Below are 15138 nucleotides of genomic sequence, written 5' to 3'. Positions count from 1 at the left end.
AAATCCTCCATCCTTGGCCCCGAACACGCTTCACCGCTACTCACCCGAGGTGGGAGCCGTATGCGGGAAAGCCGCACGTACGGATCTGTGCGGGGGGCGCCCAGCAATGAGCGTCCCTACCGCGACCAATCACGACCGATAGTCTGCCAGGACTCCAAGTCGTCCCCGAATGAGGTGCCCCAGCGCAGGTAGCATGCCGGGGCGAGAGTTGGGCTGCGGTAAGCCAGAAATCGAGCCACGACTCGATCATCATGACCGAGTGAATGTAGAGCAGCATCACGCACCGCTCAAAATCGCAGCGCGTTGCAAATCTACATCATACTCCCTGCAGCGGCGTTAGGATACTCGTTCGCGCTTTGAGGTGCAGTCCAAGCACGCAAGAAAACGGCAGTTGCCAGCCGCGCATAGGTGCGTCCCGCTCTGATATGAGCGCATGACCGTCGCGGTGGAAAACTCTCCTATGCAACGCTACTACTTCCCGATCATTCGCGCCGGGCGCCTACAGCCAGACGAGGAGGGTGAAATGTTCGGCTCGGCAGATTTCGCCAGTCAATATGGCGCTCTGCGTTGGCCAACCTCACACCTGGCCCGCCGACGATAGATTGGCCGTCGTTGAGGAAGATGACGCCTGCAGATTCGAGGGCGCGCTTCAGCACATCAAGGGTAGCGTGCTGCGGAGTGGATTTACTGCCCTCGAAATTTCTGATCGTCGCGTTGCCGACTTTGGACGCATCGGCCAATTGCTGTTGTGACCACCTCTGATTATAATGGTTTGATTAAATCTAGCTAGTCCTAGCGGTTGCCGCTTGCATTGATGCCCGCTATCGCTAGCGATATCGAAAATCGCTATATCGCTGAATGCCGCAGACCGCCGAACGCCCCACCACGCTCTCCCAATATCTTTCCACCCACGAAAAGGTGCGAAACCTGGCCCGTGGCCTGCTTCCCGACGCCGTCGTTGAAGAGATGACGCACACAGCGTGCGGGATCGCCGAAAGGGTGCTCGATGCGCCCGCGCAGACTGGCGCGAACTGAGCCGGAAGGTCCTGGTGCTGAATGATGAGTTGCCCTATGAGCCTGAGTGGCTTGATCGTAGCTGTGAGAGCCTCCGGGAGGACGCCGCACGCCTGCCGCTGGCTGCGTCGGCTGACGGGATGTTCGCGCAGGCGGCTGAATAGCCGGAAGCGGATTAACGAGAAAACGGGCCGACACAAAAGTGCCGACGGGGGCGTTTTTCTTGCCTATTTGCCGCCCAGCGCTAACGCTCTAAGGACCGCGTAAGGGGATACGGTGAGCAAGGCACGCGAGTTTATAGATTTCTGGACCGAGAACAGTATCCACGCTGTCGAGCAGTATCGAACTGCCGGCGCCTCGCAGGATGTGGCGGAACTCTCGCGGCGTCTAGTCGAGGCTGCCAAGGGGCAGGATATTTCAGAAGCGGATTTGCAGGCTGAGATTGGCGAAATCTCCGACTACATTAGAGACCGGCTCAAGGCCGCGAACAAGGCTGAAAGCGAAAGGTGGAAGCCTTCTTAGGCCTTGTCCAGAATATCCCCGGGTTCCAGGTAAAGCTCCTCAAACGTGCGCTGCTGCTTGGTGTCAGGTCGACACTCAATACTTCCGCAGTCCATCCTTCAGGAACGGCGGAGAGGACCAGCGTCGGCGCTTGGCTGGGCTTGCTACGGCGAGCCAAACCTGCGTTTCATCGTCATCACCGGTCGCCTCAACGACCCTGAAGACTTGCCAAAGGACTCTCCCACGACAGCCAATCCTGTCAGCGACGGTTGAATGGCAAATTGCCGTCTTAATCTGGCGGCCTCAAGCCCCGCGAGTGAAGCCACTCGCTTATATTATGGGAGCCAGTGTTGAGCGCCGATGCGTCCGACTAGCCAGCCTCGGGAAGGCTACCATTCAAGTGCATATTCGGTGGACAGCCGACACGAGAGTTTCGACCTCCTGGAATGTATTGTAGTAGTGCGGCGATGCGCGAACGATATCAGGAAGGTCTCTGCGCGTTGAGTCTAACGGGGTGCTTGTTGGTGGTGAGACTGACACATTGATTTTCCCTGCTGCCAACCGACGCATGACCTCGCGTGCACCCACATCACGAATGGTGAAGGAGACGATTGAAGCGGGACGATCTCCGAGATCGTGCAGCGACACTCCCGGGATTGCGCCGAGTGCTGCGCGCAATTCGTTCGCAAGCAGGCGGCAACGTCGTTCGATTCTATCGATGCCGATTGAAAGTGCGTAATCGACAGCGACCCCAAGTCCAACCCGGGCCGCATAGTTCGCTTCCCACGTCTCGAATCGCCGTGCGTCCGATCTAAGTTCGTAGCGCTCAGGTCCAACCCAAGGTGCGCCGAACAGATCTATCATGGCCGGTTCAATGTCCTTTAGGAAATCGTCGCGCATGTAGAGGAAGCCGGTTCCGCGCGGACCACGCAAGAATTTCCGACCTGTTGCCGTCAGCATGTCGCAACCAAGTGCGCGGACGTCGACGGGGATCTGGCCAACAGCCTGGCACGCATCCAGCAGGTAGGGAACACTATGAGTGCGCGCAATGCGTCCCACGGTTTCCGCTGGGTTCACCAAGCCGCCGTTGGTCGGTATCCACGTGATGGCGATCAGCCTTACGCGCTCATCAATCATTCGCTCGAGCGCCTCCGGGTCCATAACCTGATCGGCGTCGTCGGGTATAACCTCGACCCGTGCGCCCGTACGGCGGGCGACCTGCAAGAACGCAACATAGTTTGCCGCAAACTCTGCGGAGGTGGTCAGAATTCGGTCGCCAGGGCCAAAGCGGAGCGAATAGAAGGCGCGCTGCCATGCCAGAGTGGCATTCTCAGTCAGCGCAATTTCTTCGCGCTTTGAGCCGACTAGTCGAGCAATGCTATCGTATACGCCCTCCAAACGCGCCGTGCTTTCAGCACTCGCTTCGTAGCCGCCGATTGTGGCTTCGCGCCGGAGGTATGCGACCATGCCATCAACGACGGGGCTCGGCATCAACGCAGCGCCGGCATTATTGAAGTGGATTCGGTGTGCAACGCCGGGCGTATCCGCTCGCAAGCGAACGACGTCGGCATCGGAAAGATCGCTGATCGAGCTTGCAGTTTGCTTTCGAATATTATGCACCCGAAGTCCCTTCTTCGCGACGCGGTAGATGGACAGATTCGCAGGCACTACCGGTCTTCGATCAACATCTCTGGAAACATGCCTGACAGAAGAGCCCAAACCCGCCATTTTAAGGCCCACAATGCCAAAATCCGTCATTTGCGGCTTCATAGATTGCGCCAAACGGCCTCACGGGTTGGCAAAGTACGGTCCGAGAGGATCGTACTTGCTTGCCAGGAGGATGACCTTGGTACCCACCTCAAAGCCCGCGGGAACTCCGTCGGAAACGCTTGCCAATCATCGGCCCTTTCTGCTGCGCAATCGTTCACCCGGCTTAAAACAGGCTCCTTGGTGGTGCGATCGCAACGCAGGAAATGAGCCCCTCCGCCTCCTTCAGGCCTGCCCGCGCTATGCACCGACCAGCCTGATTTCTCTGCCGCGTACCGCCGAAAAGCTGGGGCTCGGCGAAATCTGGATCAAGGATGAGACACAGCGGCTTGGCATAGGCAGCTTCAAGGGGCTCGGCGGAGCCTACGCAGTGCTGAAACTCGCAATGAAGCACGTTGAGAGGCGGACTGGACGCTCGATTCTGCCTGCAGAATTGGCGGAGCCGGGCGTACGATCTATGCTTTCAGGGCTCACATTTTCATGTGCTTCGGACGGCAACCATGGCCGTTCGGTTTCGGCCGGAGCGAGGCTCATCGGAGCGCGGGCGGTCGTATATCTCCACGCCGGCGTGAGCGACGAGCGGGCCGCTCATATCTCGCGGCTCGGCGCTGCGATCGTGCGCGTGGCCGGAGACTATAACGACTCGGTCGAGGCTGCGGCCAAGGCTGCCTCGCAGGACGGTTGGATCGCTGTCCCGGATACGGTCGGCCCCGGGGAGGACGACACCGCTTGCACGTTTGTGGTCCAGGGGTATGCGATACTGATCGATGAAATCATTGCGGCCACGGCAGGACAGTCAAAGCCGTTTACGCATGTTCTGGTTCAGGCTGGTGTTGGAGGTCTTGCAGCTAGCGTGTTCGGCCATGGCTCGGCACGGGGTCTATTCGGCCGCGATACCCATCTTTGGATCATCGAGCCAGAACGGTCGGCATGCCTTTACGAAAGCGCCCGAGCCAAGATGCCCGTGCGGCTCCCGCCTGGGCCTGCGACGAACATGTCGATGCTTGAATGCCAAAGCCCATCGTTATTGGTCTGGCCGATCATCGAAGAGTTGACCAGCGGCTACATCACGGTAACGGATGAAGAGGCCGCGGACGCGGTACGTTTGCTTAATGAGGGCGTTTCAGGCGATCAGCGTCTTCGCGTTGGAGAGTCGGGAGCGGCGGGATTGGCGGGCCTCTTAAGGGCAGCCGAAGAGAAGGACAGAAAGAGACTTGGCCTCGATCAGTCCGCCAAGGTTCTGCTCTTTGCCACGGAAGGGCCCACCGACCTGTCGGTTTGGAGCGGAAACGAAAAGGCATGAACAGGGCACGGCCAGTCAGGATACGTCAAGATTGATGCGGGTGGTGAACTTGACCGTCTGCATCGACACATATGTGTTGAATGACTTGATGTTCTTGTCGGGAAAGAATGCTCGCTCAGTGAAAGCCCCATATTCCTCCATAGAGGCAGTGTTGACGACCAGAATGAAATCAGCCGAACCCGTTACGTAGTAGCACTGCGTAACCTCAGGATAGGCGCTCATTCGATTTTTAAAGGTGTGCAGAAGGTCGAGCTGCTCTTGCTCGAGCGCAACAAGCACGATCGACGTGACCCGTTTGCCGGCGACCGAAGGCGATATGATCGAGACGTCGGACATGATCGCCCCGTTTTCGCGCAATCGCCTGAGTCGACGCAGGCAAGAAGTCGGCGAAAGTCCCACGCGTTCTGCCAATTCCTCAGAGGTCTGCAGATTATTCTCCTGCAGCAGCATGAGAAGCTTCAGATCGAGGCGATCGAGGTCAGTGCGCGTGACAGCCATTTAATATTTCAATTTGCAGGTTTCTGGCATTTTGAGGGTCAGAACGGCGGATTCAGCCACCTGCTTGTCGGATTATATGCGCAAAACCGGATCGAGCAAGCATTGGCCGCACACAACGGAGTGGAGCATGGTGGATATCGTCAGACGCAAGCTGTTTCAGGGCATCGCCTTGGTCGGGGGACTAGCGGCCGCGCGCTCGCTGTTTCCCGCCCCCGCGATTGCGCGAATCCCGAAGGGCACCGGTGAGGTCGTGGTCTACGACGGCGGCGGATCTTGGGGCGAGGCCAAGCGGATCGCCTATTTCGAGCCGTTCGAGAAAGAGACCGGCATCAAGGTCATAGCTCAACCGCGGACCGACACGGGAGCCGTGCGAGCGAGCGTGTTGGCCGGCGCTCCCCGATATGACGTGACGATTCTTCCTGGCGGCAAGGCCCCGACTTTCGAGCGGGACAATCTTCTGCATCCGATCGACTATGGGTACTTCGAAAAGGCAGACCTCGGCGCGTTCAGTCCGGTCAAGGTCGGCAAGTTCACTGTGCCCGCGATCATCTATTCGCTGTTCATTGCGTATGACGCGTCGAAGTTTGCCTCCGATGCTCCGAACTCTTGGACGGATGTCTGGGACGCCCAAAAATTTGCGGGACGGCGTTCACTCATGGCAGGAACCTGGGCCTCGGACGGCGGCACGTTCGAAGCAGCTCTGATGGCGGACGGTGTTGATCCGTCGAAGCTCTATCCACTTGATTGGGATCGCGCGTTCAAGAGTCTCAGCCGGGTCAAGCCGAGCATCTTGAAATGGTGGAACACCGGCGCGGAAGCTCCGCAGATGATCATTGATAAGTTGATCACGGCCGGTAGCGCCTGGAACGGCCGGGTTTCGGCAGCCAACGAGCAGGGGGCCAAGATCGGCTACACCTGGAATCAGGGAATGCTGCAGTACGACACCTGGGTGGTCCTGAAAGGCACGAAGAATGCGGACAATGCATTCAAGTTTCTCGCGTTCTCAGCGCGAGCCGAAAATCAGGCGAAATTCGTCCAGCACATTCTCTATGCGCCACCGAACTCGCGTGCATTCGAGCATGTGCCGTCTGAGCGGGCAAAGCTCCTGCCGACCTCCCCCGAAGCACGGAAGCTGCAGTTCGTCCAGGACTACGAGTTCTGGAACATTGTGAGCTCCAACGGCAAGGCCAACAATGAAATTGCCGTTGCTCAATGGGAGCGTTGGATTTCCGGCGTACGGTAGCTCAAAATGGTGGATGCGAGTCTGGCTATGCCGCATAGGAGAGACACCTCAGGATGGGCGCAATTGGTGCCCGTCCTCCTTCTCTTGCCGATCGTGATCCTGTTCTCGGTCGGCTACGTCGTGCCGCTCGCGCAACTCGTGCTCAAGAGCCTGCAGCACGATGGTGCCTGGTCGCTCAACAGCTACATCGAGATCGCCAACTCGCCGGCGTTTCTATGGATCGTCCTCAGGACAATCGCCCTAGCAGCGACCGTGACGATCGTCTGTTTGCTCATTGCTTATCCTCTCGCTTACGCCATATCGAAATGTTCTCCGCGCGCGGCATCACTTCTTCTGCTTATTGTCACGCTTCCATATTTAACGAGTGTCTTGATCAGAACCTACGCATGGATCGTCCTGCTCAGCCCCAACGGGCCTATCAACCAGCTGTTTTTGCGCCTCGGCCTCATCTCCGAGCCGCTGCAAATGGTGTTCAATTCAGTCGGCGTCTATGTCGGCATGGTGCAGGTCCAGCTGCCGCTCATGGTATTTCCTCTCTACGCTGTCTTGGCACGGGTTGATCCAAGCCTTGCAAAAGCGGCACAAAGTCTCGGAAGTCCTCCTACCGACGCCTTCTTGAGGGTCACGCTGCCCGCCGCGATCCCCGGCGTGATTAGCGGCTGCACGCTCGTGTTTCTGTCCAGTCTCGGCTTCTATATTACGCCAGAGCTTCTCGGTGGTCCTGACAGCTACCTGATCGCTCAGGGCATTAGCCTGCGCGTGCTGATCCTCGGCAATTTCGATGAAGCCGCAGCCCAATCAACGATCTTGATGCTGACGGTGATCGCGGTCTTCCTGATATTTCGTCAGCGGATTGCGGAAGAACTGGACGATCGGCCGCATGACAACGTCTCTCCGTCCGGCAAGTCGTCATCCGGTCTCTCCGCGCGGTGGCCGATCCTGGAGCGACTGACGGCGGTTTTGCATGGCCCGTCAATGAGGCTGCATGAGGCCTTGACGGTCGTTCGCCGACCCGCGTTGTACGTTAGCGCAGGGCTGACGCTCCTTCTCCTGGTGCTGCCTTTCGTGGTCGTAATTCCTCTTGCATTCAGCAATGCACCATACCTCACCTTTCCGCCGCCCGCCTACTCATTGCGGTGGTTCTCAAGTTTGCTCAAGAATACGCAATGGCTCGATGCCCTAAGCTTCAGCCTGAGATGGGCAGGACTGTCCGCTCTCCTGAGCGTGGCCATTGGTGTGCCCGCCGCCTTCGCTCTCGTGCGGTACCGGTTCTCTGCGCGCGTGCCTGTCTATCTTCTCCTGATTTCCCCGCTGATTGTTCCTCATGTCGTAATCGCAGTTTCCCTGTTCTTCGCTCTCGCCGGATCCTCACTGATCGGAAATCCGCTGGCATTTGCTCTCAGCTATACGATCATTGGCGCACCATATACGGTCGTTGTCATGATCGCGGGACTTAAGCGCTTCAATCGCACGCTTGAGCTGGCTGCGGCCAGCCTAGGCTCGAGCCCTCTCGTAACGCTTAGAACGGTGACGCTCCCACTGCTGTTGCCGACGCTCGCGAGCGCAGCGCTCTTCGCGTTCATCGTGGGGTTCGATGACGTTGTGTTCGGTTTGTTTCTAAGCGGGCCCACCGCGACGCCGTTGCCCATGAGAATGTGGGACAACATCCGTCTGGAAATCAGTCCCCAGATCGCCGTTATCGCAGTTCTGTTTCTCATTGTGCTTGCGCTTCTGATGCTGCTGCGGCTGTTCGTAGGCGCAGTTGTTCAAGGCCGCCGCCCGCAGCAAAGCCTTCATCCTTGAGCAGATGAATGGGTCGCCCTTTGACATTGTTCGTCCTAACGAGAAAGCCGATGGCACCTTTCCTGAGCAGTCCGCTCGACCCAATCTGGATCGAGGTCTCGCAATCGTAACGGAGTATCGACCATGAGCCGCGATCTCACTTTCTCCGTCGAGGAGTACAAGCGTCGATGTGACGCCGTCCGAACATTGATGGCAGAGCGTCGTCTTGACTGTGTCATCTTTGACGAACCCGAGATGATGTCCTGGCTCTCGGGCTATACGGTCTCCGAGAATCTCTGGCGAGCGTGCATCGTGCCGGCATCGTCCGAGCCGTTCCTGCTGGTGCGCAAGCTTGATATGCCACCAGCGCGGCAGCGCACGTGGATGGATAACATCGTGGGGTTTGGCGATTGGGACGATCCGCTGGCGGTCCTGGCGAGCACCTTCCGGGAAAGTGGTTCGGTGCCCGCCCGGATCGGCGCTGAATTTCAATCGAATTCGTTCACGATCCACAGACTCCAAGCGCTTCGCAAGCTTTTGCCGGATACCGAGTTCTTTGACCTTGAGCGTTCGGGATGGGATCTCAGGCGATGCAAGTCGCCGGAAGAGATCGCGCATATGTCCCGGGCTGGTTCACTTTTGGATGCGGCCTTCGAGGCGACTCTCAAGGAGGTGGCGAGCGGCAAGAGTCAACGTGATATCGCTGCAGCTGCCGCTGCGGCCTACTATCGGCTTGGGTTCGACGATGGCTTTGTTGGGCCTCTCAATGTCGGATCGGGCTGGGATTCGCTGCATGGGTTCCTCGCAGAGCGACCGCTGGTCGATGGCGATATCGTTCATATCGAGCTCTTGCCGCGGTTACGCTTCTATACGGTCCGGATCATGCGGTCGGTCATCGTAGGACAGGCAACCGAGGAGCAGCGAGCTGCGGCTCAGGCTCTTATCGCGTTACAAGATCGCCAAATCGCCGCGCTTCGGCCTGGGCGCGATTGCCGCTGACGTCGACCGCATCGTGCGGGACGGCGTTGTCGCGGCCGGGTTGCGCGAGACCTACGATAACATCACCGGGTATACGCTTGGTACCGCTCCGCTCGTTTCCCAGCACACGAGTGACCTATATCGCTGTTTCACGCCTCGTGCGGATTGGGCCATCGAGGAAGGAATGGTCTTTCACATGTACACATCCGCTGCTGGCCTTGCCGTCAGCGAGTCCGTCGTGGTGACCAGTTCGGGTGGGAAGCGATTGACCTCAATACCGCGCAAGATATTCGAGACGAGGCCGAAATGAGCGTCAGCACAGCAATGGTGAGCGAAAAGGCGACGGCAGGTGTAGCTACGTCGCAAAGTCAACGTGGCTCCGTCTCGGTCAACTCGTTGACCAAGATGTTTGGTCCGGTCAAAGCGGTCGACGACGTCTCACTGTCGATCGAGCCAGGAGAGTTCGTCGCCTTGCTCGGATCGAGCGGGTCAGGAAAATCTACTCTGCTGATGATGATCGCCGGGTTCGAGGTGTCCTCCTCTGGCGATATCATGCTCGACGGCGTACGGATCAATGATGTTCCGAGCCATCGTCGCGGCTTCGGCATGGTGTTCCAGAGCTACGCGTTGTTCCCCCATATGACCATCGCTGAGAACATCGCCTATCCGCTGCGGCGCCGGGGCTTGCGTGGCGGAGACGTCGAACGTGAGGTCACAAAAGCTCTGAAGCTCGTTGCACTTGACGGATATGGCGCGCGACTTCCAAGCCAGTTATCGGGTGGGCAGCAGCAGCGTGTCGCTCTGGCTCGCGCTCTTGTCTTCCGTCCACCCCTGTTGCTCATGGACGAGCCGCTCGGGGCACTCGATCGCAAGCTCAGGCAGCAGCTTCAAATGGAGATCAAGCTGATCCATAAGGAAGTCGGTAGCACCATCATTTTCGTTACCCACGACCAGGAGGAAGCGCTGTCCATGGCCGATCGCGTTGCCGTTCTCGAGCGAGGCCGCTTGCAGCAGTGTGGGACACCGCGTGAGCTATATGAGCAGCCGGCGACTGCATTTGTCGCGGATTTCATCGGTGAGATGAACTTTCTGCCGGTCGAGTTGCGGCGATCTGGAGGCGAGGTCTGTGCCCGCAGCGCCGATGTCGGCCTTGAGGTTGTACAGGAGGCCAGTCAGGTGCTGACGTCAGGCGACCGAGGGTTGCTGGCGGTTCGCCCGGAGTATATCGGCCTGACACCGGACGAGCGCGCTACCGCGACCGTTTTGGAATCGGCTTACACGGGCACGAACCAGAGCGTGCTTGTGCAGGTGGGGTCCATTCGATTGACCGCCCGGACTTCGGTGAGCCCAGGACGGCCGCTGTTCCAATCCGGTCAGCGGGTCCGCGTTGAGATAGAGGCTTCGCATACCCGCGTGTTTCCGGCGGCCCGTTGAGCTTCCCTTGGCCTGCGAGGAGCTGCCTGCAATGAGCCGGAACGACGCAATCTCGCGCGCGAGAAGCCATCTGGATTCTGGGGACTTCGAGACCGTGCTCTCGCGCCTCATCGCTATTCCTTCCGAGAGTCAGAACCCGGAGCGAAAACCTCAGCTTGCCGAGTATCTCGACCAGCTCCGCTGCATGCTTGAAGAGTTCGGCTGCGGTTGCCAGGTTTTGGCCGCTGCAGGCGCGCAATTCCTTTATGCAGAACGTATAGAAGATCCATCATTGCTGACAGTGCTCGGATATGGGCACGGCGACGTAGTTCGGGGAATGGACGGATCGTGGGCCGCGGGAAGGTCCCCTTGGCATATCACAAAGCTCAATGATCGCTGGTACGGACGCGGTGTCGCCGACAACAAGGGGCAGCACGTCATCAACATTGCCGGCCTCCGTGCTGTGCTCGAAACGAGAGGTCGGCTGGGATTCAACCTGAAATACCTGATCGAAATGGGCGAAGAGGTCGATTCGCCTGGCCTCCGCGAACTATGTACGGCGCGCAAGAAGCTCCTGTGCGCAGATATCTTCATTGCGTCGGACGGGCCGCGCTTGTCCGAGCATCGGCCGACAGTATTCCTGGGCTCGCGCGGATGTGTTACATTCGATATCTCGATCAATGCGCGGGAGAGCGCATATCATTCGGGCAATTGGGGCGGTCTGCTTTCCGATCCCGCAATCCAGCTCGCGCACGCCCTGGCTACGATCGTCTCCCCGACCGGCCGCATACTGATTCCAGAATGGCTTCCAAGTGAGCTGCCCGACGCCGTCCGGCGAGTGCTTGCCGATTGTGTCGTTGACGGGGGACCTGGCGGACCTGACATCGATCCGGCCTGGGGCGAGCCGGGGCTGACTCCGGCAGAGCAGGTATATGGCTGGTGCTCGTTTGATGTTCTCGCCATCAGTTGCGGAAATCCGCAAGCGCCGGTCAATGCCATTCCGGCGAGCGCCTGGGCGCGCTGTCAGCTCCGCTTCGTGGTCGGCGTTGATTGCGAGGACATTTTGCCGGCGCTGCGGCGACATCTCGCGAAGGCCGGTCTCGACATGGTCCAGGTGACGCCCAGCCCTGACGATGGTGTTTTTCTCGCCACGCGCCTCGATCCTGAGGATCCCTGGGCCAAATGGGCCCAAGACTCGATCGTTCGGACGACGCGGAAATCGCCGGCGATCTTGCCCAATTTCGCTGGCTCGCTTCCGAACGACATTTTTGCCAACCTGCTAAATTTGCCGACGCTATGGGTGCCTCATGCCTATCCTGGATGCCACCAACACGCGGCCGACGAGCACCTGCCGATCGAGCTCGCGCGTGAGGCCCTGGAAATTATGGCGGGCCTATATTGGGATCTGGGTGAGCTGGATACCCTTCCGCCGGTGCGACGAGACTGAACCGATCGGGTGCGGTTCGCCGGTCGTCGGGTGATCGCTTTTCTGCGAAGGCCCTTGCGCATTTTCGAAGTATCGCTTCCCAATTGATACGCCAAGCTCCGTCGATCAGCGGCGGGCGCCATGTTTGAAACCCGACGCTGGAACGGGGCAGGGCACATGACTGACGCATCGGATTATCATGGCTTCGGCGGCAAGCGTTGCCGCTGTTGCGAGCCCGGTCCAGCCCAGCCACCCTTCGAGGTCGCCATGTCGGACCAAGTCGAGCAGGCGCTGCTGCATGGCCTGTTCCCCGCAACCGATCTTGCGCCGTGAAGTGCTGCGCAGGGTCGGAGCAAGTGCGATCATCGGGGCGCTGTCGAGCATTCTCCCCATCGAGACGCTGAAGGCGATTGCCCAGGAGCGCAAGCCTCCCGAGAAGACAAAGCTCGCCGTCGGCTTTTTGCCGATTACCTGCGCCGCTCCGCTCATCTACGGCGAGAAGCTTGGGAGCTACAGCAGGGAAGGCCTTGAGGTCAGCCTGCAGAAGCCCGCCGGAATAGCTTTGATTCGGGACAAGATGCTCAATGGAGAGCTGGACGTTTCACAGCAGGTGATGCCCGTGCCCCTGACGATGACTGCAGGACTTGGGGGCAATGCCCAGTCGATCAAAGTGCTTACAATCCTGAATCAAAATGGAAACTCCCTTGTCCTGGCCAATAAGCACAGGGACAATCGCGATCCGAAGAACTGGAAGGGCTTTACCTTTGCCGTTCCGTTCGAGCAGAGTCACCAGACCCTGCAGTTGCGTAACTATCTAGCCGCGGCCGGCCTCGATCCGGACCAGGATGTCAAATATCGGATCGTTCCGCCCACCGAGTACGTGGCGAGCCTTCGAGTCGGGAGCATCGATGGCTTCTTCGGTGGTGAGCCGGCGGCCAGCGCGCAGTCTACGAGGGCGCGGGATTCATCCATCTCATTTCGAAGGAGATCTGGGACGGTCATCCGTGCTGCTCTGTCACTGCGTCAGAGAGCTGGATACAGCAAAACCCGAATACGTTTATGGCGTTCTACCGCGCCATCATCGCCGCCAGTCTCCATGTCTCCAAGCCGGAGAACCGCGTTGGGATGGCGAAGGCTCCGTCGGCGTGGAGGGTCGCGGGCAGGGTGTTGTCGGAGCCGCAATACCTCAACGCCCCTGAAATCGTTCTCGAGCAGGTCCTCGGTGGCACCTACGCCGACGGCCTAGGAACGATCAAAAAGGATGCGCGCCGCTTCGATTATCAGCCATTTCCGCACTATTCGGCCGCAGTCTGGCTGATGACACAGCTCAGGCGCTGGAACATGCTGAAGGAGGAGATCGACTACAAGGCGCTGGCGGAAAAAGTGATGCTGGCAACTGATGCTGTACGCATCATGCGCGAGCAGGGCGCTTCTGCCCCGGTCGTCGGTTTCGGCAGCGAGAAGATTCTTGGGAAGGACTTCGATTCCAACAAGCCGCAGGAATACCTGGCTTCTGTCAGGAAGCCGGGTTGATGCCGATGTCGCAACGGCTTCAGCAGCCCTGGGTGGCATCTATTGCGATCTTTGTAGTCTTCATTTGCATCTGGGCATGGCTCACGCCGCCGCCGCAGGGGCCCGTTAGCGCTGCGGATGCCGAGTACGCGCGGCTCGCTGGCCAAAGTGCGCCAGAACAGCAAGCGAGCGCAATTCCGTCCCCGTGGGTAGTTGCGCTGCGCGGCTGTGAGCTGATCGCGCACGCATTGGACCACGATAATCCCAATAATCTGGGAATCGCATGGCATGTCCTCTATTCCATGGGGCGCGTTGCCCTTGGTTTCACGTTGGCTCTAGCCGTCGCTGTTCACCTTGGCTTCATGCTCGGACTGTGGCCAGCATGCTATTGCGCCCTTGATCCCTTCATTCAGGTGCTTAGGCCGGTATCGCCACTCGCCTAGATGCCGCTTGCTCTCTACACCTTTCGCGACAGCACAATCTCGACCATCTTCATCATTTGCGCCGTATGGCCGATGTTGATCAGCACGGCGACGGGCACGGCTTCAGTGCGTGCGGAGTGGCTAAACGTATCCCGGGTATTCGGTGTCCCGAGGCTGGAGCACGTGACGCGCGTCGTCTTCCCGGCCAGCGTCCCGATGATCTTGTCGGGAATGCGTATTTCCATCCGCATAGCCTGGTTCGTGATCGTGGCCGCGGAAATGGTCGGCGCCCAAAGCGGGATCGGCTATTTCATCTGGAACGAATGGAATAACCTGCAGATCGCTAGCATGATCGTTGCCATCGTTCTGGTCGGTGGGATTGGCCTGGCGCTCGACGTCATTCTTAAACGGATTGGCGAACGCCTCAGCTTCCGGGAATAGGACGATGGCCGATCTCGATATCAACGACGTCTCGATGTCATTTGTGGACCGGTCCGGCAAGGAGCTGCGCGCGCTCGACCGCATATCGCTGACAATCGAACAAAGCGAGTTCGTCTGCCTGATCGGCCACTCCGGCTGTGGCAAGAGCACGTTGCTCAACATCATGGCCGGCCTGCTGACGCCCACATCGGGTGCAATCCGCTGTAGCGGCGCGGTCGTTACAGGCCCCGGGCCGGAGAGGGCAATGGTCTTTCAGAGCCATGCCCTGCTTCCCTGGATGACTTGCGTCGAAAATGTCTATCTTGCCGTCAAGCAGGCGTTTCGAGGAGCGTCGAAGTCCGAGCTAATGGATCGGGCCGAACAGGCCTTGAAGCTCGTGCACTTGGAGCACGCGATAGGCAAATACCCGTTTGAAATATCTGGCGGCATGAAGCAACGAGTCGGAATTGCGCGGGCGTTTGCGGTCCAGCCGAAGGTACTCTTGCTGGATGAACCCTTCGGTGCGCTCGACGCATTGACGAGATCGAGCTTGCAGGACGAGCTGGTGCGGTTCGTCGAAACGACGAAAACGACTGTCGTCATGGTCACTCATGACCTCGATGAAGCGATCTTTCTCGGCGACAGGATTGTCGCACTCTCCAACGGACCGGCTGCACGAATTGGTCGGATCTGGAAAGTCGGGATGGCTCGACCGCGCGACCGGCTCAAGCTGACAACTGATTTCGAGCGCATCAAGTACCGAAAAGAGATCTTGGAGCTCCTGTACAAGAAGGAGCCAATTTCCTCAATTGGCCAGCTAGACGCCATCGCAGAGGTAAGCTCTCGGATCGCGTGACCG

General features: G+C 58.9%; 15 protein-coding genes and 2 pseudogenes. 13 read left to right on the top strand and 4 right to left on the bottom strand.

Annotated elements, in window-relative coordinates:
* Positions 1–482: 482 nt before the first annotated feature.
* Positions 483–740, bottom strand: a complete 258-nt coding sequence (locus GPL20_RS39845; protein WP_246251252.1) for a hypothetical protein — start codon at positions 738–740, stop codon at positions 483–485.
* 118 nt (positions 741–858) lie between these two features.
* Here GPL20_RS39845 and GPL20_RS36080 point away from each other — a divergent pair, with 118 nt between their 5' ends.
* Positions 859–1035: a hypothetical protein gene (locus GPL20_RS36080; protein ID WP_205751234.1), complete on the top strand. Its 177-nt coding sequence runs from the start codon at positions 859–861 to the stop codon at positions 1033–1035.
* Positions 1036–1290: 255 nt separating this feature from the next.
* Positions 1291–1536: a hypothetical protein gene (locus tag GPL20_RS36075; protein WP_100233499.1), complete on the top strand. Its 246-nt coding sequence runs from the start codon at positions 1291–1293 to the stop codon at positions 1534–1536.
* 375 nt (positions 1537–1911) lie between these two features.
* Here the strand turns inward: GPL20_RS36075 and GPL20_RS36070 are convergent, their stop codons facing one another.
* The gene (locus tag GPL20_RS36070) at positions 1912–3273 is read right to left on the bottom strand and encodes an aminotransferase class V-fold PLP-dependent enzyme (RefSeq protein ID WP_246251250.1); all 1362 of its coding nucleotides are present in this window, start codon (positions 3271–3273) and stop codon (positions 1912–1914) included.
* Positions 3274–3361: 88 nt separating this feature from the next.
* Between GPL20_RS36070 and GPL20_RS36065 the strand changes: the two genes are divergently transcribed.
* The gene (locus GPL20_RS36065; RefSeq protein ID WP_205751233.1) at positions 3362–4585 is read left to right on the top strand and encodes a diaminopropionate ammonia-lyase; all 1224 of its coding nucleotides are present in this window, start codon (positions 3362–3364) and stop codon (positions 4583–4585) included.
* A gap of 15 nt (positions 4586–4600) precedes the next feature.
* Here GPL20_RS36065 and GPL20_RS36060 read toward each other — a convergent pair whose 3' ends face one another.
* Positions 4601–5083 carry an Lrp/AsnC family transcriptional regulator gene (locus GPL20_RS36060; RefSeq protein ID WP_091966391.1) on the bottom strand — a complete coding sequence of 161 codons (483 nt, stop codon included), beginning with the start codon at positions 5081–5083 and terminating at the stop codon, positions 4601–4603.
* Positions 5084–5210: 127 nt separating this feature from the next.
* On the opposite strand from GPL20_RS36060, the gene GPL20_RS36055 reads away from it, so the two are divergent.
* The 5 genes from GPL20_RS36055 to GPL20_RS36035 all read left to right on the top strand — a co-directional run bounded on the left by GPL20_RS36055 (position 5211) and on the right by GPL20_RS36035 (position 11946).
* Positions 5211–6326: an ABC transporter substrate-binding protein gene (locus GPL20_RS36055; protein ID WP_157337057.1), complete on the top strand. Its 1116-nt coding sequence runs from the start codon at positions 5211–5213 to the stop codon at positions 6324–6326.
* A 66-nt stretch (positions 6327–6392) separates the two neighbouring features.
* Positions 6393–8129 carry an ABC transporter permease subunit gene (locus GPL20_RS36050; protein WP_254126010.1) on the top strand — a complete coding sequence of 579 codons (1737 nt, stop codon included), beginning with the start codon at positions 6393–6395 and terminating at the stop codon, positions 8127–8129.
* Between the two features lie 123 nt (positions 8130–8252).
* On the top strand, positions 8253–9107 hold the full coding sequence (locus tag GPL20_RS36045) for a M24 family metallopeptidase (protein ID WP_157337053.1): 855 nt from the start codon (positions 8253–8255) through the stop codon (positions 9105–9107).
* A gap of 285 nt (positions 9108–9392) precedes the next feature.
* A complete protein-coding gene (locus tag GPL20_RS36040) occupies positions 9393–10520 on the top strand; it encodes an ABC transporter ATP-binding protein (RefSeq protein WP_157337051.1) in 1128 nt (375 codons plus the stop codon).
* Between the two features lie 31 nt (positions 10521–10551).
* On the top strand, positions 10552–11946 hold the full coding sequence (locus GPL20_RS36035) for a M20 family metallopeptidase (protein WP_157337049.1): 1395 nt from the start codon (positions 10552–10554) through the stop codon (positions 11944–11946).
* A 105-nt stretch (positions 11947–12051) separates the two neighbouring features.
* On the opposite strand, the gene GPL20_RS39840 is transcribed toward GPL20_RS36035, so the two are convergent.
* Positions 12052–12414, bottom strand: a complete 363-nt coding sequence (locus GPL20_RS39840) for a hypothetical protein (protein WP_246251258.1) — start codon at positions 12412–12414, stop codon at positions 12052–12054.
* Between GPL20_RS39840 and GPL20_RS40060 the strand changes: the two are divergent.
* The 5 genes and pseudogenes from GPL20_RS40060 to GPL20_RS36020 all read left to right on the top strand — a co-directional run.
* Positions 12386–12796, top strand: a pseudogene (locus GPL20_RS40060) (ABC transporter substrate-binding protein); the annotation flags it as partial. The gene GPL20_RS39840 and the pseudogene GPL20_RS40060 overlap by 29 nt on opposite strands.
* A gap of 77 nt (positions 12797–12873) precedes the next feature.
* Positions 12874–13458 (top strand): annotated as a pseudogene (locus GPL20_RS40055) (ABC transporter substrate-binding protein); the annotation flags it as partial.
* Positions 13458–13880 carry a hypothetical protein gene (locus tag GPL20_RS39835; protein WP_246251248.1) on the top strand — a complete coding sequence of 141 codons (423 nt, stop codon included), beginning with the start codon at positions 13458–13460 and terminating at the stop codon, positions 13878–13880. The pseudogene GPL20_RS40055 and the gene GPL20_RS39835, both read left to right, overlap by 1 nt.
* Positions 13881–14300, top strand: coding sequence for an ABC transporter permease (locus GPL20_RS39830; protein ID WP_246251246.1), 420 nt, complete (start codon positions 13881–13883; stop codon positions 14298–14300).
* Between the two features lie 4 nt (positions 14301–14304).
* The gene (locus GPL20_RS36020; protein WP_157337047.1) at positions 14305–15135 is read left to right on the top strand and encodes an ABC transporter ATP-binding protein; all 831 of its coding nucleotides are present in this window, start codon (positions 14305–14307) and stop codon (positions 15133–15135) included.
* Positions 15136–15138: the final 3 nt, after the last annotated feature.

Source organism: Bradyrhizobium cajani (assembly GCF_009759665.1).
Taxonomy (GTDB): Bacteria; Pseudomonadota; Alphaproteobacteria; order Rhizobiales; family Xanthobacteraceae; genus Bradyrhizobium; species Bradyrhizobium cajani.
The sequence above is the reverse complement of the archived record's forward strand: the minus strand, read 5'-3'. Positions and strand labels throughout refer to the sequence as shown.